This is a genomic window from Methylobacter sp. sgz302048 (genome assembly GCF_052162025.1).
GTDB lineage: Bacteria > Pseudomonadota > Gammaproteobacteria > Methylococcales > Methylomonadaceae > Methylobacter.
Window position 1 is genome coordinate 4,322,575 of sequence record NZ_CP197401.1, and the last position, 21,799, is coordinate 4,344,373.

The 21,799-nt window shown below is 58.3% G+C and carries 16 protein-coding genes; 3 read left to right on the forward strand and 13 right to left on the reverse strand.

Features of this window, described 5'->3' with window-relative positions; all coding sequences use genetic code 11:
- Positions 1-21: 21 nt before the first annotated feature.
- A complete protein-coding gene (cmoA, locus tag ACTNE6_RS19385; protein ID WP_442497954.1) occupies positions 22-762 on the forward strand; it encodes a carboxy-S-adenosyl-L-methionine synthase CmoA in 741 nt (246 codons plus the stop codon).
- 82 nt (positions 763-844) lie between these two features.
- Entirely contained in the window at positions 845-1,555 is a 711-nt protein-coding gene (locus tag ACTNE6_RS19390) for a hypothetical protein (RefSeq protein ID WP_442497955.1), read from the forward strand.
- Here the strand turns inward: ACTNE6_RS19390 and ACTNE6_RS19395 are convergent.
- Complete coding sequence (locus tag ACTNE6_RS19395) at positions 1,552-1,803, reverse strand: hypothetical protein (RefSeq protein WP_442497956.1); 252 nt, start codon at positions 1,801-1,803, stop codon at positions 1,552-1,554. The two genes, ACTNE6_RS19390 and ACTNE6_RS19395, sit on opposite strands and share 4 nt — an antisense overlap.
- Here ACTNE6_RS19395 and ACTNE6_RS19400 point away from each other — a divergent pair.
- Positions 1,796-2,812 (forward strand): alpha/beta fold hydrolase, encoded by a 1,017-nt coding sequence (locus ACTNE6_RS19400; RefSeq protein ID WP_442497957.1) that lies wholly within the window; start codon positions 1,796-1,798, stop codon positions 2,810-2,812. The genes ACTNE6_RS19395 and ACTNE6_RS19400 overlap by 8 nt on opposite strands.
- A 315-nt stretch (positions 2,813-3,127) precedes the next feature.
- Here the strand turns inward: ACTNE6_RS19400 and ACTNE6_RS19405 are convergent, their stop codons facing one another.
- The 12 genes from ACTNE6_RS19405 to ACTNE6_RS19460 form a co-directional block, all read right to left on the reverse strand.
- On the reverse strand, positions 3,128-3,646 hold the full coding sequence (locus ACTNE6_RS19405) for a CHRD domain-containing protein (protein WP_442497958.1): 519 nt from the start codon (positions 3,644-3,646) through the stop codon (positions 3,128-3,130).
- Between the two features lie 314 nt (positions 3,647-3,960).
- Positions 3,961-5,439, reverse strand: coding sequence for an efflux transporter outer membrane subunit (locus tag ACTNE6_RS19410; RefSeq protein WP_442497959.1), 1,479 nt, complete (start codon positions 5,437-5,439; stop codon positions 3,961-3,963).
- Positions 5,436-8,576, reverse strand: a complete 3,141-nt coding sequence (locus tag ACTNE6_RS19415; protein ID WP_442497960.1) for an efflux RND transporter permease subunit — start codon at positions 8,574-8,576, stop codon at positions 5,436-5,438. The genes ACTNE6_RS19410 and ACTNE6_RS19415 overlap by 4 nt, the downstream gene beginning before the upstream one ends.
- 2 nt (positions 8,577-8,578) lie before the next feature.
- The gene (locus tag ACTNE6_RS19420) at positions 8,579-11,683 is read right to left on the reverse strand and encodes an MdtB/MuxB family multidrug efflux RND transporter permease subunit (RefSeq protein ID WP_442497961.1); all 3,105 of its coding nucleotides are present in this window, start codon (positions 11,681-11,683) and stop codon (positions 8,579-8,581) included.
- A 34-nt stretch (positions 11,684-11,717) separates the two neighbouring features.
- On the reverse strand, positions 11,718-13,148 hold the full coding sequence (locus tag ACTNE6_RS19425; protein ID WP_442497962.1) for an MdtA/MuxA family multidrug efflux RND transporter periplasmic adaptor subunit: 1,431 nt from the start codon (positions 13,146-13,148) through the stop codon (positions 11,718-11,720).
- A 687-nt stretch (positions 13,149-13,835) separates the two neighbouring features.
- Positions 13,836-15,425 (reverse strand): PepSY domain-containing protein, encoded by a 1,590-nt coding sequence (locus ACTNE6_RS19430; RefSeq protein ID WP_442497963.1) that lies wholly within the window; start codon positions 15,423-15,425, stop codon positions 13,836-13,838.
- Positions 15,426-15,497: 72 nt separating this feature from the next.
- Positions 15,498-16,121, reverse strand: a complete 624-nt coding sequence (locus tag ACTNE6_RS19435) for a c-type cytochrome (protein WP_442497964.1) — start codon at positions 16,119-16,121, stop codon at positions 15,498-15,500.
- Positions 16,122-16,143: 22 nt separating this feature from the next.
- Positions 16,144-16,731 (reverse strand): peroxiredoxin, encoded by a 588-nt coding sequence (locus ACTNE6_RS19440; RefSeq protein ID WP_442497965.1) that lies wholly within the window; start codon positions 16,729-16,731, stop codon positions 16,144-16,146.
- Positions 16,732-16,743: 12 nt separating this feature from the next.
- Positions 16,744-17,130, reverse strand: coding sequence for a hypothetical protein (locus ACTNE6_RS19445; protein WP_194971016.1), 387 nt, complete (start codon positions 17,128-17,130; stop codon positions 16,744-16,746).
- 109 nt (positions 17,131-17,239) lie between these two features.
- Positions 17,240-18,700 carry a DUF1501 domain-containing protein gene (locus ACTNE6_RS19450; protein WP_194971015.1) on the reverse strand — a complete coding sequence of 487 codons (1,461 nt, stop codon included), beginning with the start codon at positions 18,698-18,700 and terminating at the stop codon, positions 17,240-17,242.
- A 32-nt stretch (positions 18,701-18,732) separates the two neighbouring features.
- Positions 18,733-21,075, reverse strand: a complete 2,343-nt coding sequence (locus ACTNE6_RS19455) for a DUF1549 and DUF1553 domain-containing protein (protein WP_442497966.1) — start codon at positions 21,073-21,075, stop codon at positions 18,733-18,735.
- A gap of 121 nt (positions 21,076-21,196) precedes the next feature.
- Positions 21,197-21,649 (reverse strand): rhodanese-like domain-containing protein, encoded by a 453-nt coding sequence (locus ACTNE6_RS19460; RefSeq protein ID WP_442497967.1) that lies wholly within the window; start codon positions 21,647-21,649, stop codon positions 21,197-21,199.
- Between the last annotated feature and the right edge of the window lie 150 nt (positions 21,650-21,799).

The window sequence follows — 21,799 nt, forward strand, 5'->3', positions numbered from 1 at the left end:
ATCATGACAAAGAGCAAATCAATGACACAGGAAGACCGGATCTTTCAACAAATCAATCGTGTGGAAGATTTTACCTTTGATGAACGCGTTGCGACCGTGTTTGACAACATGGTCTCCAGGAGCGTGCCTTTTTACAGCGAAATTCAGCGCCTGCAGTCAGATCTGATCGTGGAATTTTTATCGACGCAGGACGACGGCGTAGTTTGTGATCTAGGCTGTTCAACGGGAACGACCATCGAGCACATCATCAATCACCCCAAATGCCCCAAAACAGCCCGATTTGTCGGCTTTGACAATTCCGAGCCCATGCTGGATAAGGCGCGCGCCAAATTGTCGACTGCCGTTGCAGAACAAAGCGTATCTCTGCAGGCTGCCGATTTAAGCGATTTGCCGGCATTGCCCGCTTGTGATGTGGTGATTCTCAACTGGACTTTGCAGTTCGTGAGACCGATTGGCCGGGAGCACCTGCTTAAAAATATCTATACCGCGCTTAAACCGGGCGGCGTGCTGTTTTTGTCGGAAAAGATTTTAAGCGGCGATGCCGCCTTGAATCGTCTTTATATTGATCATTATCTGGAATTTAAAAAGTCGCAAAGCGGCTATACCAACGAGGAAAACCAGCGCAAGCGTGAAGCGCTGGAAAATGTGCTGATTCCTTACCGGCTTGAAGAAAATTACCTTTTACTGGAGCGGGCCGGCTTTAAGCGCATCGACACTTATTTCCGCTGGCTTAACTTTGCCTGCCTGATCGCCATCAAATAACTCAGCGGGTTTAACGTTGAGTGTCCGTCTTCAGTTGTTATCCGGACATATGCCTTTGCTATTCAGGATGAGGTAAACATATATGATTACAGGCAATATGGGAATCCGTCACGCCAGTATTTTTTCGGCCCTATGTCTTTCGGCCGTCGCCGCTTGTCCAGGACAGGCACAAGCTGGAACCGTCAATCATCCCAAAAACACATTCAGCGGGCCCTGCGTGGGGTTCTATGCGCATATTCTGCAGAATGGGCCTGCTGACTCCCAAGGGGTATACCATGCTGAATGGGCCGGTTGGGCCGGCTATGCGACCTTTTATGTCAACTATAAATCGGAGTGGAAATATCAAACCGCCAAACCCGAGCCAGCCGGCAGCGGTTATAGGGTTTGTGTCAAACCCGTCGACCTCAAGGCCAGCTTCTACTCATCAACCACGAAGGACATTCTTCGATGGGATCCGGAAGCTCAAGTTTCGCCGGCCTGCTTACAGGAAAATATCGCCTGGACCAAGGCTGCGCTGAACCATGAAGAAGAACACGAGAAAATCACCAACCAATTCATTGCAGAAAAAAACCGGACTTGGAACCCGGCCCGTTTTCAGACCGAAGCGTGTGACGAGGGCGCGGACGAAAATGAAGCCATAAATAAAGCCAAAGCGTCACTGGAAAAAATAATCCATTCCCACCTCCAAGCGGAAGCAGAACAGTTAGAGGAAAAGATTATGAAAAAGCAGAAGGAGCACGACGACATGAATCCGGTCAGGCTAATCAATTGCAGTATCTGTGGAGCAGACTAATGCTCTGCCTGCCCCTTTTTTTGCTCATACCAGCCTTTTTTGGTGCTCATTGTAGAGCTTTCAGGCGTTAGGGCATTAGTCCGCATGGTCATGATTCTCGGAGCGGCAAAACGTGCCGGCCCGTATGAAATACCATTAATAAATTGATTTTTAATCACCGTTTTATGGCTATTAAAGGATTGAATATGGAAGATATATGGCACGATAAAGTCCAAAGTTACCTCAACAGGAGATACGCTCATGCGCATTCGGGGCCTTGCTACGATCCTGGTTTTTCTGTGTTTGCTAGCCATAAAATCCATCGCTCATGCCGAAACTGTGCCGGCTGGAGCACCGAGGCAGGACCCACCTAATACCTGTTACCAGGATTTCACTGAACATCGGATTCAGCATGGAGCAAACGGCTTGTATGTCCGCGAGTACGCTGGCACTGAGCCGCCGGTTGTGCTGATGCACGGTTTCCCCGACAACCTTCATCTCTACGATCGCACAGTGCCCTATCTGTGCGGCAGACATGTCGTCCTGTTTGACTTTCTTGGCTGGGGGCAGTCGGACAAACCGGAAGGTTACAGTTATACGTTCGACGATCAAAAAGCGCAGCTCGATGCCGTTATTCAGCAGCTTGGGTTGCAACAACCGCTCCTGGTGAGCCACGATGCCTCTGGGCCGGCCGCAATCAACTGGGCGCTCGACCACAGCCAGGAGACCGGCGGGCTGGTTCTGCTCAATACTTTCTACCACCTGACGCCTTCCCTCTCGGCACCTGAAGCGATCGCGATATTCGCCGATCTGCTCGAATTGCGGACGGCATCCGTCGTGCCGCCAACCAACCCCTGGAGTTTCAAGCGCCTGAGCCAGGCGATAGCCAGTGATCCGCAACTGTTTCGAGGATTATATTTCTGGCAGGTAGGCTCTTTTTTTCGCGACGATGGGCCTCGTGAAGAATTTCTACCCCAGCTCTATGCGCAGTTCGCCCAAAAACCGAGCGCCATTCCAGCGTTTGTCGCGCTCAACCGTGACCTGGGAAATTCGATACAGGCCAACACGAAAAGAATCCCTGAGCTTCTTCTATTCGATGGCCCTGTGCGTATCATCTTCGGGGCGAGCGATCCCTACCTGAATGCCGGACTCGCGAAAGACTTCCATAACATCTTTCCCGCATCAGACCTGTTCCTGCTGCCGACTGCCCGCCACTACGTGCAGATGGATGAGCCCGCGCGAGTCGCACATTTGATCCTGACAACCAGGACGCGTTAAAAACCCTTGCCGCGCCGGAGCCTGGCAAGCCGGTTCCGGCGCAAACACTGGCTGTTCTAAGAGCCGGCAGTTCCGTAGGAGTAGGATGTGCCGAGGCACGAGGCGCATCGTTCGCGATTGATGCGCTTCACTACGTTCAGCGTATTATAGCTCTACCGCTAAACGTTTTGGACGGGGCAAGGCAACCGCAAAGCGACTGGCTGTCGGCCTTATGCAATGGGTTATTTAGTTGCGTCAGACCATTTTTCGGCTAGACCGAAAAACGCCTCAGCCTGCATCACATGTGCAGTTCACTTAACATAAAGATACCATGCCTCATTCGCTGCTTGTGCTTGGGCCACTGATTTGACCACGGATTTCACCATTAGGGTGTTCATCTGTGTGGACATTAGCATAGGTGACGCCATTCCTCATGGCGGCAATAATCTCGGCACCGTCGCCGGGACTGATACCTTGCTCTGCTGGTCCGACGACATCAGCAGCGGTCACGGTGCCGGTCACTGTACCCTGAGCAGGGCACGGCGGTTTATTACCTCCACCGCACAGGAAGAAGCTTATTCCACCATTCACACCCCTCTGGCCGAAATGAACGTGGGCAACTGTAGCTGTGCCTTCAAGCCCCGAATACTCGAGCTCATATGTCAGCGCCGTTCCGGCTTCATCGAGTTGCGCACGAAACTCGCCTGTTCCGGTAGTGGAAATGGCAGGAACCTCTTGAAACCCGCTTAAGGTCGTATTGAAGCTATTCTGATTGGGCTGCTCTGTCGCCAGAGTATCAAGGAGTGGCAAGAACAAAACGACTATCAAAAAGACTTTCATATAGATCTTTTTCATCTTTCAGTTCCTCCGTACATGCGTTACACAACGTAGAATACCCCCCTGGAGTAGTTTCTGAGTGGATATGGGCACTTAAGTTCCTCCCCAGATGCATCAAAAGATAGAATAGGAAAGTAGCTCGCTGACTTTTCAGATTACAGGTTAAATCAAAAGGGGGCAGATTCACTTAATCAGCTATTTAATTCGACACTTGAGCACCAAAAAGCCTTGTAGGGTACGCATCGCGTACCATTTACAAAGTTTTCCGATGAACCAGACCTCAAAAGGTACGCGATGCGTACCCTACGGACTTATCCCGTTTCCAGCACCGATCACTTCACCGGCACCGGCAAGAACTGCGACCATTCCGTCTCGCCGCCGGCTTCATCCGAAGTCGGCAATTGCGCGGTACTCCAGCCGCCACCCAAGGCCTTGACCAGCAGCACGGCGACAACCAGGCGCTGGCTCAGAAGATCGACGGCCGTGATTTCGTTGTTGAGGGCGTCGGCCTGGGCGGTATTGACGTTCAGGTAGCTGAGCGTGCCGGCCCGGTACTGGTTGGTCGTCAGCTCGACGGCCTTGCGCGCGGCCGCGACGGCTTTGTTCTGCACCTGGATTTCCTGTTCCAGGATGCGCAACGCGGCCAGATGGTCCTCGACTTCCTGAAAGCCGACCAGCACGGTCTGGCGATAGGCGGCCACGCTCGCGTCATAGCTGTGGATGGTCTCGCTCAGACTCGCGCCGCGGGCGCCGCCGTCGAACAGCGGCAAGGCCAGCGCCGCAGGACCCAGCGCCCAATAGCGGGCCGCGTTGGTGAGCAGGTTCGAAAACGTGCTGGCTTGGTAGCCGTTGGTGCCGGACAGGTTGAGGCTGGGGTAATAAGCCGCCTTGGCCACGCCGATCTGGGCATTGGCGGCCGCGGCCAGCCGCTCGGCCTCGGCGATATCGGGCCGACGCTCCAGCAGCTGCGATGGCAGGCTGACCGGGATGGGCGGGATTTTGGCATTGAAAGCCGCCACCGGGATAGTCAGCTCCGCCGGGGTTTTGCCCATCAACATTGCAATCGCATGCTCCAGCTGCACCCGCTGCACGCCGAAGTCGATGGCCTGCGCTCGGGCCGATTCCAGCTGGGTTTCGGCCTGCACCACATCCGACTTGCCGGCGACGCCGACGGCATAGCGGTTCTGAGTAATCTTCAACGTTTTGGCAAAGGCCTCGACGGTGTCATTCAGCAGCTTGATCTGCGCATCGAATGCGCGCAGCTGAAAATAGTTCTGCGCGAGCGTAGCCTGAGTCAGCAGCCGCACGGCCTGCAAACTGGCGGCGCTGGCCTGGGCGCTGGCTTGATCGGATTCCACCTGCCGGCGCACCTTGCCCCAGATATCGGGCTCCCAGGCGACGCTGAACACACCGTTGAACAGCGTCCTGACCCCGGACACGGCCACGCTCTGGCCGCTGGCCGCGCGAAAGCGGCTGGCTGATACGCTGCCTGTCACGATCGGGAAATAGGCGGACCTGGAGCCCTGGACCAGCGCTTGCGCCTGTCGATATTGGGCTTCGGCTTGGGCGATGGACTGGTTGGAAATGTCGACTTGCTGTTCCAGGGCATTCAGATACGGATCGTCGAAGATCTCCCACCAGTTGCCGGCAAGCTCATGGTCGCGCGGCTGCGCCAGCTTCCAGCCCTGCATTTCCTTGAACTCGGCCGGCACCGGCATGGCAGGCCGTTTATAGTCAGGCCCGACCGCACAGGCTGCGAGCGATAAGAAAACGGTAACAGTCAACAGCTGTAATTCCAGCCTGTTCCTCATGATTGATAGTCTCCCAAGGTATCCACAGGCGCGGATACCGAATGCTTGGCCTTGCGGCGAAAAACGCGGCGGACTTTGGCTTCAAAGCGGTCCAGATAAAGGTAAATGACGGGGGTAGTGTACAAGGTCAGGACCTGACTGAACAGCAGCCCGCCGATGATGGCGATGCCCAAAGGCCGGAGCAGCTCCGACCCGTAACCCGTGCCGAAAGCCAGCGGCACGGCGGCCAGCAAGGCCCCGAAGGTGGTCATCAGAATGGGCCGAAAGCGCATGCGGCAGGCCTTGCGAATCGCGTCCTCGCTGCTCAATCCGCCGTTGCGTTCGGCGTCGATGGCGAAATCGACCATCATGATCGCGTTCTTCTTGACGATGCCGATCAGCAGAATCACGCCGATCAGGGCGATGATGCTGAACTCCGTTTTGAACGCCATCAGGGCGACAATCGCGCCGACGCCTGCCGACGGCAGCGTCGACAGGATGGTCAGCGGATGGATGTAGCTTTCGTACAGCATGCCCAGCACGATGTAGATTGCGATCAGCGCCGACAAAATCAACCAGGGCTGGTTTGCCAGCGATTTTTCGAACTCCTTGGCCGAGCCCTGGAAGCTGCCGTGAATCGAGGCCGGCACGCCCAGAGTGTTCAAGGCTTCATTGATGGCTTGGCGGGCCGCGGACAGCGGTACGCCCGAGGCCAGATTGAACGAAACGGTCGCGGTCGGGAACAGACCCTGGTGATTGACCGACAACGCCGTGTTGGTGTACTCGTAGCTGGCGAACGCCGACAGCGGCACCTGGGCCCCGTCCGGATACTGGACGCTGGGCGGCACGCTGACATAAATGCTTTTCAGGGCCTCGGCGTTCTGCGCGTATTCGGGCGCCACCTCCATGACCACATGATACTGGTTCAACGGCGCATAAATGACTGAAACCTGGCGCTGGCCGAAGGCATCGTTCAGGGTCGAATCGATCAGCGCCTGCGTGACGCCCAACCGCGATGCGGCGCTCCGGTCGATTTGCAGCGAGATCTGCTGGCCCTTGTCCTGCTGGTCGGTATTGACATCGGTCAGCTCCGGCAACTGCTGCAAGGCCCTGACGATCTGCGGCGTCCAAGTGCGAAGATCCGAGAGCTGATCCGCTTCCAGCGCATATTCAAACGTGCCCGACGACGGCCGGCTGCCGATGCGCAGTTCCTGCGCCGGAAACAGGAACAGGCTCGCGCCGGGCACGTCGGCGAACTGACGGCGGAATTTGTTCATGAGCTGGTCGGCGCGCAGATGACGCTCTTCCAGCGGCTTGAGCATCAAATACAAGCGTCCGTTGTTGGTGCGGTCGCCTTCCGTGTTGCCCAGCACCGCCTCGACGTCCGGGTCCTGCCGGATGATGTTGATGAATGCCGCCAGCTTCTCCTGCATGGCGCTCGATGAAATGGTCTGATCGCCCATCAGACCGCCCAACAGTCTGCCGGTATCCTGGGCCGGAAAAAAGCCTTTGGGTACGATCGAATACAGGTAACCGTTCAGCCCTACGATGATCGCCAGCAGCAGAAGCACGAATTTGCCATGGTTCAGCGTCCAGGACAGCGTTTTGTCGTAACCTGCTGCCAGATGGTTGAACCAGCGTTCACTAGTATTATAGAAGCGGCCGTGCCGGTCGCTGGCGCCGCGTTTCAGCCACAGCGAACACAGCATCGGCGTCGTGGTAAAGGACAGCAGCAGCGAGACGACGACCGCAGCCGACAAGGTCAGGCCGAACTCGCGGAACAGGCGGCCGACGATGCCGCCCATCAGCAGGATCGGAATGAACACGGCGATCAGCGACAGGCTCATGGTCAGCAGGGTAAAACCGACTTCTTTCGCACCCAGCAGCGCGGCCTGTCCGGGCGATGCGCCCTGCTCCAAATGCCGGGTCGTGTTCTCCAGCACGACAATGGCGTCATCGACCACGAAACCGGTCGCGACGGTCAGCGCCATCAGCGACAGGATGTCCAGGCTGAAATCGAATAAATACATGACGCCGAAGGTGCCGATCAGCGATACGGGCACGGTAACAACCGGAATCATCGCCGAGCGCAGATTGCGCAGGAACAGGAACACGACCAGGATGACCAGCGCCACGGCGATGATCAGGCTGAGCTGCACCTCTTTCAGGGACGCGCGGATGAAGGTGGAGCGGTCCATCGCGATGGTCAGCTTGACGGTGCTGGGAATGGACGCCTGCAACTGCGGCAGCAAGGCCTTGACCTTGTCCACCGTCGCGATCACGTTGGCGTTGTCCTGCTTGTACAGGGCCAGCATCACGGCGGTCTTGTCGTTCAGGTAGCCCGTGCTGCCCAGGCTTTCCGCCGAATCGACGACGGTGCCGAGGTCGGAAAGAGCCACGGGCGCGCCGTTGCGATAGGCGATGATGAGCGGCAGATAATCGCTGGCGGTTTTGGCCTGGTCGTTGACGAAAATCTGCCAGTGGCGGCTGTCGTCCTCGATGGCGCCCTTCGGCCGGTTCACGTTCGTGGCCGTGATGGCCGCGCGCACGTCGGCGAAACTGACGCCGTACTTGGCCAGCGCGGCTGGGTTCAGCTCCACGCGCACGGCCGGCAGCGAACTGCCCCGGATGGAGACATTGCCCATGCCCTCGACCTGCGAGACCTTCTGGGCGATGATGGTCGAGGCCACATCGAACAACTGCGAGCGCGTCATGACATCCGAAGTCAGCGCCAGCATCATGAGCGGAGTGTCGCTGGGATTGTTGCGGCGGTAGCTGGGGCGCGACGGCATGTTGGCCGGCAGCAGGCTGCTGGCGGCATTGATCGCGGCCTGCACGTCGCGCGATGCGCCGTCGAAATCGCGGTCGAGGTCGAATTGCATGTTGATGCCGGTGGAGCCGCGACCGCTGGACGAAGTCATCTCCGTGATGCCGGCGATATGGCCCAGCGCACGCTCCAGCGGCGTCGCCACATTCGCGGCCATCGTCTCGGGACTGGCTCCGGGCAGGGAAGCCTGAACCGAGATGGACGGAAAATCCACCTGCGGCAGCGCCGCCACCGGCAACTGGAAATAAGCCAGCGCACCGGCCAGCGCGATGCCGATCGTCAGCAGCGAGGTCGCGACCGGGCGGGCGATGAAATGGGCGGACAGAGACATGGCTACTCCTTGCCGACCGGCAATGCCAAAGGTTCCGGATTGCTCCTGAGACGCCGGCCCAGACGATCGAAGGCCAGATAGATGACCGGCGTCGTGAACAGCGTCAGCATCTGGCTGAAAATCAGCCCGCCGACCATGGTGATGCCGAGCGGATGGCGCAGTTCGGAACCGACGCCGGACCCCAGCATCATCGGCAAGGCGCTGAGCAGTGCCGCCATCGTCGTCATCATGATCGGCCGAAAGCGCAGCAGGCAGGCCTGATAGATGGCCTCGTGCGCCGGCTTGCCTTCCTTGCGTTCGGCCTCCAAAGCAAAGTCGATCATCATGATCGCGTTCTTCTTGACGATGCCGATCAATAAAATGATGCCGATAATGCCGATGATGCCCAGATCGGTGTCCGACAGCATCAGGGCCAGCAGGGCGCCGACGCCGGCCGAAGGCAGTGTCGACAGAATCGTGACCGGATGGATGTAGCTCTCATAGAGCACGCCCAGCACGATATAGACGGTCACGAGCGCGGCGATGATCAGCCACACGGTGTCGGTCAGCGAGGCGCTGAACGCCTGCGTGGCGCCCTGGTAACTGGCACGCACGCTCAACGGCAGCTCGATGTCCTGCTTGGCCTGCTCTATCGCGTCAATGGCATCGCTGAGAAACGCGCCCGGCGCCAGATTGAAGGAAATCGTCGTCGCCGGGAACTGCTCCAGGTGATTGACGACCAGCGGCGCGAACCGCTCCGACACCGTGGCGATCGTCGACAATGGCACCTGCGTGCCGCTCGAGGACTGGACCCTGACATCTTTAAGCGCCGCGATGCTGCTGCGGAACTCAGGCTTCACTTCCAGCACGACGCGGTACTGGTTCGACTGCGTGAACAGCGTCGAGATCTGGCGCTGGCCGAAGGCGTTGTACAGCGCGTTGTCGATCGCCGCGATGGAAACGCCTAAGCGGCTGGCGCTGCTGCGGTCCACCGACACGAAGGCCTGCAGCCCCTGGTCCTGCAGGTCGCTGGAGACGTCGGCGAACACGGGCGACTGCGCGAGCCGGTCCACGAGCAGGCCGGTCCAGCGGCTCAGTTCGGCCTGGTCCACCGCATCCAGCGTGAACTGGTACTGCGTGCGGCTGATGCGGTTCTCGATGGTCAGGTCCTGCACCGGCTGCAGGTACAGCTTGATGCCCTGCACTTGGTCGAGTCTCGGTTGCAGCCTCCGGATCACTTCGACCGCGTTGGTCTTTCGCTCATCCAGCGGCTTCAGGTTGATCAGCAGGCGGCCGGTGTTGAGCGTCGGATTGCTGCCGTCGACGCCGATCAGCGAAGCCACGCTGTCGACGTCCGGATCCTGCAGCACCACGTCGGCCAGGGTCTGTTGCCGCTCGGCCATGGCCTGGAACGAGATGCTCTGCGGCGCTTCGGAAATGCCCTGAATGACGCCGGTATCCTGGATCGGGAAAAAGCCCTTGGGGATAACGATGTACAACAGCACGGTCAGGGCCAGCGTCGCGACGGCGACCAGCAGCGTCATGCCCTGATGCCGCAGGACAACACGCAACAGCCGGCCGTAGCCGTCGTTCAGGCTGTCGAGAAACCGGCCGCTGCCCCGGTAGAACCAGCCCGCGTGCGCCTCGTCGACATGGCGCAGCATTTTCGCGCACATCATCGGCGTCAGGGTCAGCGAGATCACGGCCGAAATCAGAATCGCCACGGCCAGCGTGACGGCGAACTCCTGGAACAGCCGGCCGACGATATCGCCCATGAACAGGAGCGGGATCAGCACGGCCACCAGCGAGATCGTCAGCGAGATGATCGTGAAGCCGATCTGCTCGGAGCCTTTCAGCGCCGCCTGCAGGGGGCTCTCGCCTTCTTCGAGGTAGCGCGCGATGTTCTCGATGACCACGATCGCGTCATCGACCACGAAACCGGCCGCGATGGTCAGCGCCATCAGCGTCAGGTTGTTGATGCTGAAGCCGGCCAGGTACATGAAAGCGAACGTGCCGACCAGCGACAGCGGCACGACCACGCCGGGAATGGCCGTCGCGGACAGATTGCGCAGGAACAGGAAGATCACCAGGATCACCAGCCCCAGCGCCAGCATCAGCTCTGCTTCTACATCCTCCACCGACGCGCGTATCGTGGTCGTGCGGTCGGTCAGCACGGCCACGTCAAGGCCGCTGGGCAGCGATTCCTGCAACTGCGGCAGCAGGGCCTTGATGCGGTCGACGACTTCGATGACGTTGCTGCCCGGCTGGCGCTGGATATTGACGATCACGGCCGCCGTCTTGTTGGCCCAGGCTGCCAGGCGCACATTTTCGGCCTGCTCCCTGATCTCGGCGACGTCGGCCAGCAGCACCGGATTGCCGTCGCGGAAAGCGATGACCAGCGCTTCATACTCGGCAACCGATTTCAGCTGGTCGTTGACGTCGATCGTGGTCGAGCGCGTCAGGCCGTCGAATAGGCCTTTGGGCTGGTTGACATTGGCGCTGGCGATGGCCTGGCGCACATCCTCCAGGCTCAGGCCGTAAGCCGACAAGGCGGCCGGATTGACCTGAATGCGCATCGCCGGCCGCTGACCGCCGCTGATGCTGACCAGGCCGACGCCGGACAACTGCGACAGTTTCTGAGCCAGGCGCGTGTCGACCAGATCTTCCACGCGCGTCAACGGCAGCGTATCGGAACTGACCGCCAGCGTCATGATCGGCGCATCCGCGGGATTGACCTTGCTGTAGATCGGCGGCATGGGCAGGTCATTGGGCAGGAAGTTGGCGGCGGCGTTGATCGCGGCCTGCACCTGCTGTTCGGCCACGTCGATGTTCAGATTCAGGTTGAATTGCAGGACGATGACCGAGGCGCCGGACGAGCTGGATGACGACATCTGGCTCAGGCCCGGCAATTGCCCTAGCTGGCGCTCCAGCGGCGCCGTGATCAGCGACGACATAACATCCTGGCTGGCGCCCGGATACAGCGTGACGACCTGGATGGTCGGGTATTCAACTTGCGGCAGGGCCGAAACCGGCAGTTCCCGGTAGGCGACGATGCCGATCAGCAGCAAGGCCAGCATCATCAACGAGGTGGCGACCGGGCGTAAAATAAACAGGCGGGAGGGATTCATAGGTCAGGCGTACTGTCCGTGTGGCGGGAAAAAATTACTTGGCATTGCTCTGCTTGGGCTGATCCTGATGGCCGTCATTAGCGGACAGCAAGGCGCCGCCGGCAACGGCTCCGCTGCGGTCGATCACTTTGACCCTTGCTCCTTCGCGCAGCTTGTCGGCGCCATCGACCACGACCTGTTCATCGGCTTGCAGGCCTTCCAGCACGGCCACCTGCTCGCCGTCCACGGGCCCCAGCTTGACGGGCCGCGTGCTGACGGTCTGGCCGTCTTTGACCACGTACACGAAGCTGCCCGCATTGCCGTTCTGGATCGCGGCGCTGGGCGCGATGACCACGCCGCGCAGGGTGTCGATCTTCATGCGGATATTGACGAACTGGTTCGCGAACAGGGACTCGTCTTCATTGTCGAACTCGCTTTTCAACTTGACGGTGCCGGTGCTCGGATCAATCCGGTTGTCGACTGCCAGCAACCTGCCTTGCGCCAGCTTGTTCTTGCCGCTGCGGTCGTAGGCTTCAACCGGCAGGGCTTTGCCCGCATGGAGCTGCTTTAAGACCGCCGACACCTGATCTTCAGGCACGGTGAAGACCACGGCTATCGGCTGCGTCTGCGTGATCACGGCGATGCCGCCGGTATCGGACGCTTTGACAATGTTGCCCTGATCGACCATGCGCAGGCCCAGCCGCCCGGTGATGGGCGCGGTGATCTTGGCATAATTCAGCTGGAGTTTGGCATTCGCGACCTGGGCCTGGTCCGCTGCCACGATGCCCTGGTATTGCTTGACTGTGGCTTCCTGCGTGGCGACCTGCTGGGCGGCGATGGAGTCCTGCTCCTGCAGAGTCTTGTAGCGTTCCAGATCCAACTGCGCGTTCTTCAGCAGCGCTTCATCGCGCAGAAGCTGCCCCTCCACCTGCATGAGCTGAACCTGAAAAGGCCGGGGGTCGATTTCGGCGAGCGGGTCGCCTTCACGCACCAGCCCGCCTTCCTTGAAAGCGACATGAATCAGCTCGCCGTCAACGCGCGATTTCACGGTCACGGTGCTCAGGCCCGTAACCGTGCCCAGGCCGTTCAGGTAAACGGGCACATCACCCTCCTTGACCGGCTCGGCCACGACCGCCGCGACCATCGTGCCGCCGTACTGGCCGCTCCGCTTCTTCTCGGGCGCCGCCTGCGCGGGATTGCCGATAAACGGCTTGATGAAATAAACCGCCGCCGATATCAACAAGATCAGCGCCGGCCATGCCAGCCAATGAAATCTCCGCTTCGGTTTTATCGGGCGCGATGCTTTGTTTTCTTCCAACTTCATAAGTAGTCCGGGTTCATGTTTTTTTGATTGGTAACCTGCCGGCGCTGAGCGGGTTGAAAAGGCCGAAGTCCAGGCATTCAGGGCTTGCGGGCTTTGAATTGTAGCGATGAAATGCGCAAGCAATTCGTAGCAATTGTGCAAACAATAGGGAAACTGGCGCATCGACGAACATGCCGATCTACTGCGGGGCCTCGTCCGGCCGAACGCAGGCGCGGAACATGATTTGATTTGAACTGCCTGGGATGCCGCTCTATCGTTATTGCCAACGCGTGACCGCTAGTTGATCGCAAAGCTGTAAAACAGCCGTCAAGGCGGCCGGAGCCGGGCCTGAAGGGCGGGTTAAATCCGCTGCGAGCGCCAGCGGTGCGTTCAAAAATGGCGCCAATAAAATAACTGGATTGTTCTTCATACTATGATCAGGTTTTTCTTGTGTATAGGGTCGAATTCATTCGACCCGAGGCAGTTGTAGGCTGGGTTGGAGCTTTAGCGGAAACCCAGCTTAGGCAACTCCAAAATGCTGGGTTTATCAACCCAGCCTACCGCCGTTAAAAATTTCGTAAGGTACGCATTGCGTACCATTTTCAAGATTTGCGAACTTTGAAAAATGGTACGCAATGCGTACCCTACTTCTATGAGCAGGAATAGTGCCAACATTTATGTACAGCGCGCACGCGGCACTTGATTGACTTAGTCAATTGATTACAAAGCCGCTAATCTTTTTTCGCATACCCGTTGCCCAACCCGTGGCTGTTCCGCCATCCATGCCAACAGTTGAGGTTCTGCTGCTCATGAAACAACCCGGCAGCAGAAAGTGTTTCCAATTCAACAGATCGGGCCGATGCCGTCGTATCAGCCCGCCGGCTCCGGAGCTAGCTGCGCCTTGCGGCCGACGCTCTTTTTGATGCGGAAAGTCTGGCGCAGGCGCCGCCAGCCGACCACCAGCGCGCTGGCGCCGAGGACCAGCCCGAATGCCACCCACATCAGCATCCAGACATCCCAGACCGGACGATAGTACAGCCAGCCGAAATCCCAGTGGTGCAGGCCTGAGTACAGCCAGCGGAACACCTGCCGGCTCCGGTCCAGCCTGGCCAGCAAGCGGCCGTCCTGCGGGTCCAGATAAAGCCGCGTGCCGGCTTCGTCGGCCAGCGTCACCCGCAGCACCGGCAGCGGTTTTTCCACCAGTCCCTGATGGTGTCTGGGGTAGTAGTAGTTGTCGTACTCAGTCAACAGCGTCTGCGTTTCTATCTTGGTATCGCCGGCCAGGCGTTGCGCACCGGCCGCCAGCGAATTCCGGCTGAATTGCGGCACGGTATTGGTCACCGATTGCGGCTGCCGCTGTCCGTCGCGGGTATAGGCCAGCAGCACGGCTTCATCGCCCAGGCTGCGCCAGCCCAGCTCGACGATATCGGAACCGCTCTCAAGCGGAGCCGGCTGCCAGTCGCGCATCACGGCGGGCAGCTTGCCGCCCGAGTAGCGCACCAGTTCCTCGCGGCTGGGGTTTGCCGGCGAGAACAGTTTCCAGGGATTGGTATCGATAAAGCCGCTGATGGCCCAGGACAGCGCCACCGTGCCGCCGATCAGGCCGCTCCAGAAGTGCCATTTGAACCAGAATTCGCGGTAGGGCTGGGTTCGTCCTTGGGAATAGGTCGGCTTGCCGCCGAAGCCGGGCCGCCAGCGCAGCCAGCCTATGATCAGTCCCGTCAATGTGGCGATCGTCGCCGACAGGCCCAGCCAGAATTGCACGTCTTCGCGGATGTGGCCCAGGCCGACGGCGTCCAGCGGCTTGAACAGATGCAGCCAGTTGCCGGCCCAGTAAAAAGCGCGGTCCACGCGTGTGGACGCATGCAGCACCTCGCCGGTGCGTGCGGAAATGAACAGTTCTTCACCCGCGTCGTTGTCGATGGCAATGTGATGGAACGGGCTCAAGGCATCCTGGTTGCGTACCTTGATCGTCTTGTCGACCGTTTCCAGATGCATGACCTGATTATCGCCGCCCGACCAGTTTTGCGCGATTTTCAGGGCCTGTTCCACGGAAATGTCATGCAGCGAGCCATCGATCGCGGATAGTGCGAAATAGCGGCCGCGATCGTCCTCGATCAGCCACAGCGGTTCGCCGCCGCTGCGCACGAGCCTGGCATCGGCAATGCCGACCTCGCCTGCCGGCGGCTTTTGAGCGCCGGCATTGTCTGCGATCTTGGCTCGGCGAGCCGCGACCGCCTTGCGCTGTTCAGTGCTACGGTCCCAGGCCTCGCCAAGACTCAGCCAGCCGGCTTCAGGCGCCAGCGTCTCAGCATGGGCCAGCCGCTGACTACGGCTTTGCGCGGCCGGCGTGGTATACATAATGACCAGCCCTGTCACGAACCAGAAAAACATGAACAAGGCCAGGACGATGCCTAGCCAGCGATGGACTTCAAATAACAGACGTTTCAAGGTTTTCATTTGTTTTATTCTCAACGATAAGCAAGTAAAAATAGGGCGAATACCCTCTCTGGGGCACAAGTGAATTCGCCACTACAGTCCGGAAAGGTAAGTCGACAGCGCTTCGATCTCATCATCGGCCAGCGCTTTGGCAATCTTGTTCATGACGCCGCCCGGGCTGTTGGAACGTTCGCCCAGCTTCCAGTTGACAAGCTGTCCGCTCAGGTAAGCCTTGTGCTGGCCGCCGATGGCCGGATAGGTCACGTTATCGGCGATCCTTCCCTTGCCGCCTTCGCCGTGACAATTGGCGCAAGCCTCGATGGCTCGGGCCTGGTCGCCGTTGCTGAACAGGTTTCCCCCGGCGGCATTCCCGCCTGCCGAATTGTCCTGCCTGCGTTTCTGGCTGGCGAAGTAGGCGGCGATATCGGCCATGTCGGCTTCGCTCAAGTCCTCGGCGATCACGCTCATGACCGGATGCTTGCGCGCACCGCTCTGGAAATCGCGGAGCTGCTTGATCAGATAGCCGGCATATTGGCCGGCATGGCTGGGAATCCTGCCATCATCGCTGTTGCCGTCCTGGCCGTGGCACTCCTGGCAGCGCTCGGATTCCGACGTTTCCCTGCCCGCCACCGGATCGCCGCTGCCGATACGCTGCGGGATTGTGCTGGCGTCCTCATCAACCGCCACGGATTTACCCGATACTAAAAGCGCGAGCATGCCGAAAGCCAGAAACCGCACGCTATTTCGCTGCCTGGCTGACCGCCAGCTGCTGCACGACTGCTAGCGCCTTTTCAACATTCTGAACCGGTTTAAGCCCGTCCAGCGTTGCGGCTATCCTGCCGTCGGGCGTGACAATAAAGGTCGTGCGTTCGGCAAAGCCGTGCTTGATTTCCTCGCCGCGCGTATCCTTCTTGCCCGGCGCCGCCTCTCTCACGGCCAGGTCGAAGGCTTTGCTGATTTTGCCGTCGGCATCGGAGGCGACGGCCACTTTGCCCGCGCAGTACTCAGGATCGGCCGAAAAGACGTTGAGCCGCTCGATGCTGTCCAGCGACACGCCGATAACCGTCGCGCCGGCGGCCGTGAATTTGTCATGGTTGACGGCGAACGTGTGCGCTTGCAGATTGCAGCCGCCCGTATAGGCTGACGGATAGAAATAGACCACGACAGGGCCTTTTTTCAGTGATTCTTTCAGGGAAAAGGCAAAAGGTTTGCCGGCCAGTGAAGCCTGCGCTTCAAAATCCGGCGCCGTATCACCTTCTTTCAGGGCGGCAACGGCCGGCAGCGTGATGGCGTTCGACAATAGACAGGCTAATAGAAAACGTTTCATGTAAGTGCTCATTCAAAGGGGTTTGTAGGTATCGTGGCAGGCCTGATCGCAGGACTTGGAAATCTCAATGGCCTTGTTGGATGCCGAGTCGTAATCGTTGGCTTCGACGAATTTCACGATGGCGGCCGCATTGTCCTGATAGATCTTGGAGTCAGCCACGGCATCGGCGGCATTGCCGCGCTTATCGAAGAAGCCTTCGACCAGTTTGAACGCATTCTGAAGCTCTTTGGCCAGAGCAATGGCCGAGTCACGGTCCTTGTTGGTAATGCTGTCCTGCAGGTTATGGGTATTGTTGTCTACTGCTTCCATCAATTCTTCGAAATCGAATTCGCTTTCGGCAGTGGCTATACTGCTGGCCAACACGAGAACGATTCCGAAAAGGTTAATCATTTTGTGCATATTTGATCCTTGCCGACGGCAGCGGTCGCCCCATCGTGTACTCTTTGTAATAACTGCTTGAATCGCTCCGGTCCCGAAAACCTAATCTTCCGGGACCGGGCGAGCCTTCCTAGGCGATAAGTTCCTTGATGACTTTTCCGTAAACCACGGTCGGACGCTCGGACCGGCCCAGATTTTTGTAGATGACTTTCAGGTGATCCAGGCCCAGCTGGTTCAGGACCGTCGCATGCAAATCATAGGTATCGACTTCCTTGCCTTTTTCAGCCTGCAGGCCGATTTCATCGGTCGAGCCGTAAGTCGTGCCGGCCTTGACGCCGCCGCCCGCCATCCATTGCGTGTAGCCCCAGGGATTGTGGTCGCGCCCGTCGCCGGACTCGCTCCATGAGGTTCTGCCAAACTCCGAGGTCCAGACCACCAGTGTGGAATCCAACAGGCCATTGGCTTTCAGATCCTTGAGCAGGCCGGCGATCGGTTTGTCGACGATGCGGGCATGCGTGCTGTGATTTTCCTCGATGTTGGAATGGGCGTCCCAGTCCCGGCTGTCGCCCTTGATATCCGTCGGCCCGGATACGACCTGGATGAAGCGCACGCCGCGCTCGGTCAGGCGCCGGGCACGCAGCAACAGTTCGCCGTAAGGTTTCGTGACTTCATCATTAAGCCCGTACAGTTCCTTGACCGCATCGGATTCCTTGCTGTAGTCGACCGCTTCCGGCGCGGTTTCCTGCATGCGATAGGCCAGTTCATAGGATTCGGTGCGCGCCTGAAGCTCTGAATCTTCAGGATAACGGGAGCCGTGTTGCTCATTCAGTTTCTTCAGCAAATCCAGAGAATGACGTTTTTCGGCTACCGCCAGATATTCGGGATTGTTCAGATGCAGAATCGGCGAGTTGCCGGGGCGGAACGGCGTGCCTTGATAGACCGCCGGCAGAAAGCCCGAACTCCAGTTGGTTACGCCGCCTCTGGGCTCGCGCTTGTCGTTGTAAAGCACCACATAAGCCGGCAGGTTCGGGTTGGCGGAGCCCAGCGCATATTGCACCCATGCGCCCAAGGTAGGCCGTCCCGGATTCAGGCCGCCCGAATTCAGCTTCAATATTGAAATATCGTGCGTCGCGCCGATCGTGACGCTGGATTTGATAAACGCGATATCATCGGCGTGCTGAGCCAGGTTGGGCAATAAATCGGAAAACCAGGCGCCGCTTTCACCGTGCTGTTTCCAGGTGCGGTTTGTAGCGATCAATTTGGTAATACCGCCTTGGGTACTGGTCTTGATGCCTTTCAGGAATGAAGCGGGCACGCCCTGGCCGGCCAGTTTTATCAGCTCCGGCTTGTAGTCATAAAGATCCAGCGTGCTGGGTGCGCCGGCCATGTGCAGCCAGATGACCGTTTTGGCCTTGGCCGGGAAGTGCGGCCCTTTGGGTGCCAGAGGGCTACCGCCTGCCAATGCGCTTACAGCTTCTTCCGCGAACGCGCTGGAGATGACTCCGCCGCCGGGCATCAAGCCGCTCAGCGCCAATCCGCCCAGGCCGTAACCGGTTTTATATAGAAAGTCTCGACGTGACTTGTTCTTCATAATGCAAACCTCTCGTAGATAATGTGTTGTCTTTAAAACCGGTAGATGAACTCGTTCGAATTCACGACCGAATGCACCAGGTCAACAAATGCTGCCGTTCTGACAGGATCCGTCAGTTGTTTGTCTTGCACGCCGATTGGCACGTTGACCTCAAACTTGCCCTTCGATGCTTTTTCCCGGATGACCTTTTCCTGATCGTCCAGAAAGGCTTGCAGAGCGTCCTTTTCGCTGCTTTCAGGCTCACGGGCGAACAAGATTTCATAAAGCCTGTCCAGCTGATCCGACTCATCGTCGCCCGCCTCATTGATGACTCGGCCCGCCAGCGATTTGGACCAGTCGAACACCACTTCACTATTGAACAGCGTCAGTGCCTGCAACGGTGTGGTCGTCACTTCACGTTTGCTGTGCGCATCCTGCGGAGAAGCCATGTTGAACGAATCCAGGATCGGGTAAGGCAGGCTGCGCCGGGTAAAGACATACAGGCTGCGGCGGTTATGGTCGTGTTCATCCTTGGATGTTTTCCAGGCCGGATCGCCATTGAAGTTGGCCTCGCCCGTCTTGATCACTTTAGGCAGCGGCGGATAAACGCTTGGCCCGCCCACCTTCTCTTCCAGTTTTCCGGACGCGGCCAGCAACGAATCCCGCACTTGTTCGGCTTCCAGACGCTGGCGCGGGAAAACGGCCAGCAATTTGTTGTCCGGATCGGCTTTATGCGCCTCTTCGCGGTGATCCGACGACTGCCGGTAGACGCTCGACAACAAGATTTCGCGATGCAGCTTTTTCACGCTCCAGCCGTCCTTGACGAATTTGTCGGCCAGATAATCCAGCAATTCGGGATGCGTCGGTTTTTGTCCGGCCTTGCCGAAATCGCTGACCGTCGTCACGATACCGTGCCCGAAATACTGATCCCAGACCCGGTTGACATAGACCCGCGCCGTCAATGGATTGGTCGGGCTAGTCAGCCATTTGACCAGGGCGCTGCGGCGTCCCGATGAGAAAGACAACGGCTTGATGTCGGGCTTCTCGTCGGTAATGGCGGCAGGGAACGCCGGCTGCACTTCTTCCAGAGGCTTCTCGTGATCGCCGCCGGCCAGCACGTAGGTGGGCGGCGCGTCGGAATAGCCCAGCTCGGTCATGGCAGAGATCGTATTGGAAGTGGTAGCGGGCTTGAGGTCATTGAATTTCCTGAGCTGCTTGTTCAGCTTGTCCAGCTCGGCCCATTTGTCTGCAAGTTCCTTGCTGTACGTGGCAGAGTCCGTGCTTTCGCCTTTCTCCCTGAAATAAGCCGTCAGGCTTTGCTCGTCCGTGACATTCGCAAGGCGGTGATTAACCCAGCGATCCAGCGGCGTCCATTGGTCTTTAGGCTTGAAAATGGCTTCCCGGCTGTCGGTCAGATAACGTTCCTTGTGATACTTGAGCGCCTCATCCCTGTGTGTGTCGATGATCGCTTTCCGTTTGGCGCGGATGTCTTTGGTGGCGGCTTCCCATTTCGCCCATTGCTGCTCGTAGTTGCGTTCGATCTCGCCTTTTTTGGCCGGAATATTGTCGACGGCGTTGATGTTGGCAAAGAACGATTGCAGCGAGTAATAGTCCTTCTGGCTGATCTTGTCGAACTTGTGGTTGTGGCATCTCGCGCACTCCAGCGATTGTCCCAGGACGACCTTGCCTACCGTATCGGTGATGTCGGTGGTGATCTGGTACTTGCGCTGGACCAGGTCGCGCGAGTTGCTGTTGTCCGGGAACTGCGCCATGAAGCCCGTGGCGATCAGCGCCTGCTCGTCGCCCGGCCACAGCTCGTCGCCGGCCAGCTGTTCCTGGATGAAGCGGCTGTAAGGCTTGTCCTGGTTGAACGCATGAATGACGTAATCGCGGTAACGCCACATGTTCAGCCGGTCGTTGTCGTTCTGAAAGCCCGTGCTGTCGGCGTATCTGGCCAAATCCAGCCATTTGCGGCCCTGGCGCTCGCCGTATTTGGGCGATGCCAGCAGGCGGTCGACCAGTTTCTCGTAAGCGTTGTCGGATGAGTCGTTGACGAAGGCATCGACCTCTTCCGGCGTGGGAATGACGCCCCAGACATCCAGCGTGGCGCGCCGGATAAAGGCCTCGCGGTTCGCATCCTCAGACGGCTTGATGTCTTTTTCTTCCAGTTTCTGCAGGATGAACGCGTCGATCGGCGTCCGCACCCAGTCTTGCTGCTTGACGGTGGGAATAACCGGCGCTTTCACCGGCTGGTAAGACCACAGTTTTGATTTGGACTGCGTAGCTTGCGGCGCGTCAGCCTTGGCGCCCGCGGGCTTCTCGTCCGCCGCCAGGGCATTGCCCGCCATCGCTACCGCAAGACTCCATAAAACGGCAGGATATATTTTCTTTTTCATTGACCTACTCCAAAAATAAAAGGACTTAAAACCTTGCGGGTCCTATTGCCCTAAACGGCCACAAAACTGTGGCCTTACCAGGATTAACGTTTTTCTTCTGTCTCCGACTTACTCGCGCCAGTTATTTTTTCGGAGCCGGCGGCGTGATTTTGGTTATCTTGCCCCCTTCCTCTTCATAGTTTTGCGAGCCTATCGCACCGACGACCGTGAAGCCTTTCTCAGCCAAAAGATCGGCTGAAGCGCCGGCGCGGCCGGCATGATTGGAGACGGTAACAATGTTTCTATCCTTTGGAATAAAAGGCAGCGCACTTTCCAGTTCTTTGGCTTGAATATTTAGATACACTGGAAAACTGCCTATTTTGCTTATCTCGTCTGGACGGCGCACGTCTATGATCAACAGCTGATCCGGCTTCGACAGCAGGGCGTCTATCTGCGCACGACTCAGTTTTGGGGTTTTGTACTTGTAAGCATGAGCGGCCGGCGCTTCGGCTTTTCCAGCATGGTCATGGCTGGCCGCAAAGGCAACAGGGGCTGCGAGGGCCATCAACAACAGCAGGTTTGTCAGTTTTTTCATTATTATTTCTCTTACACAATGTGAATGGTTAAACGCACACGGGCGTGTACGATGATCAAGATTGGTCATGAGCTGTATCGCAACTTCCATGCCAGAGGTGCAGGACCAGCCGGTTTTCGGAACCAGCCGGTCTGGAAGCGCCATGTTCAT

What these genes read in the sequence shown, in the direction of transcription:
- ACTNE6_RS19415 (WP_442497960.1), bottom strand. Translation starts at nt 8,576, where the DNA reads ATGTCTCTGTCCGCCCATTTCATCGCCCGCCCGGTCGCGACCTCGCTG.
- ACTNE6_RS19445 (WP_194971016.1), bottom strand. Translation starts at nt 17,130, where the DNA reads ATGCACAAAATGATTAACCTTTTCGGAATCGTTCTCGTGTTGGCCAGC.
- ACTNE6_RS19440 (WP_442497965.1), bottom strand. Translation starts at nt 16,731, where the DNA reads ATGAAACGTTTTCTATTAGCCTGTCTATTGTCGAACGCCATCACGCTG.
- ACTNE6_RS19455 (WP_442497966.1), bottom strand. Translation starts at nt 21,075, where the DNA reads ATGAAAAAGAAAATATATCCTGCCGTTTTATGGAGTCTTGCGGTAGCG.
- ACTNE6_RS19420 (WP_442497961.1), bottom strand. Translation starts at nt 11,683, where the DNA reads ATGAATCCCTCCCGCCTGTTTATTTTACGCCCGGTCGCCACCTCGTTG.
- ACTNE6_RS19460 (WP_442497967.1), bottom strand. Translation starts at nt 21,649, where the DNA reads ATGAAAAAACTGACAAACCTGCTGTTGTTGATGGCCCTCGCAGCCCCT.
- ACTNE6_RS19435 (WP_442497964.1), bottom strand. Translation starts at nt 16,121, where the DNA reads ATGCTCGCGCTTTTAGTATCGGGTAAATCCGTGGCGGTTGATGAGGAC.
- ACTNE6_RS19390 (WP_442497955.1), top strand. Translation starts at nt 845, where the DNA reads ATGATTACAGGCAATATGGGAATCCGTCACGCCAGTATTTTTTCGGCC.
- ACTNE6_RS19425 (WP_442497962.1), bottom strand. Translation starts at nt 13,148, where the DNA reads ATGCGCCAGTTTCCCTATTGTTTGCACAATTGCTACGAATTGCTTGCG.
- cmoA (WP_442497954.1), top strand. Translation starts at nt 22, where the DNA reads ATGACACAGGAAGACCGGATCTTTCAACAAATCAATCGTGTGGAAGAT.
- ACTNE6_RS19400 (WP_442497957.1), top strand. Translation starts at nt 1,796, where the DNA reads ATGCGCATTCGGGGCCTTGCTACGATCCTGGTTTTTCTGTGTTTGCTA.
- ACTNE6_RS19405 (WP_442497958.1), bottom strand. Translation starts at nt 3,646, where the DNA reads ATGAAAAAGATCTATATGAAAGTCTTTTTGATAGTCGTTTTGTTCTTG.
- ACTNE6_RS19395 (WP_442497956.1), bottom strand. Translation starts at nt 1,803, where the DNA reads ATGCGCATGAGCGTATCTCCTGTTGAGGTAACTTTGGACTTTATCGTG.
- ACTNE6_RS19430 (WP_442497963.1), bottom strand. Translation starts at nt 15,425, where the DNA reads ATGAAAACCTTGAAACGTCTGTTATTTGAAGTCCATCGCTGGCTAGGC.
- ACTNE6_RS19410 (WP_442497959.1), bottom strand. Translation starts at nt 5,439, where the DNA reads ATGAGGAACAGGCTGGAATTACAGCTGTTGACTGTTACCGTTTTCTTA.
- ACTNE6_RS19450 (WP_194971015.1), bottom strand. Translation starts at nt 18,700, where the DNA reads ATGAAGAACAAGTCACGTCGAGACTTTCTATATAAAACCGGTTACGGC.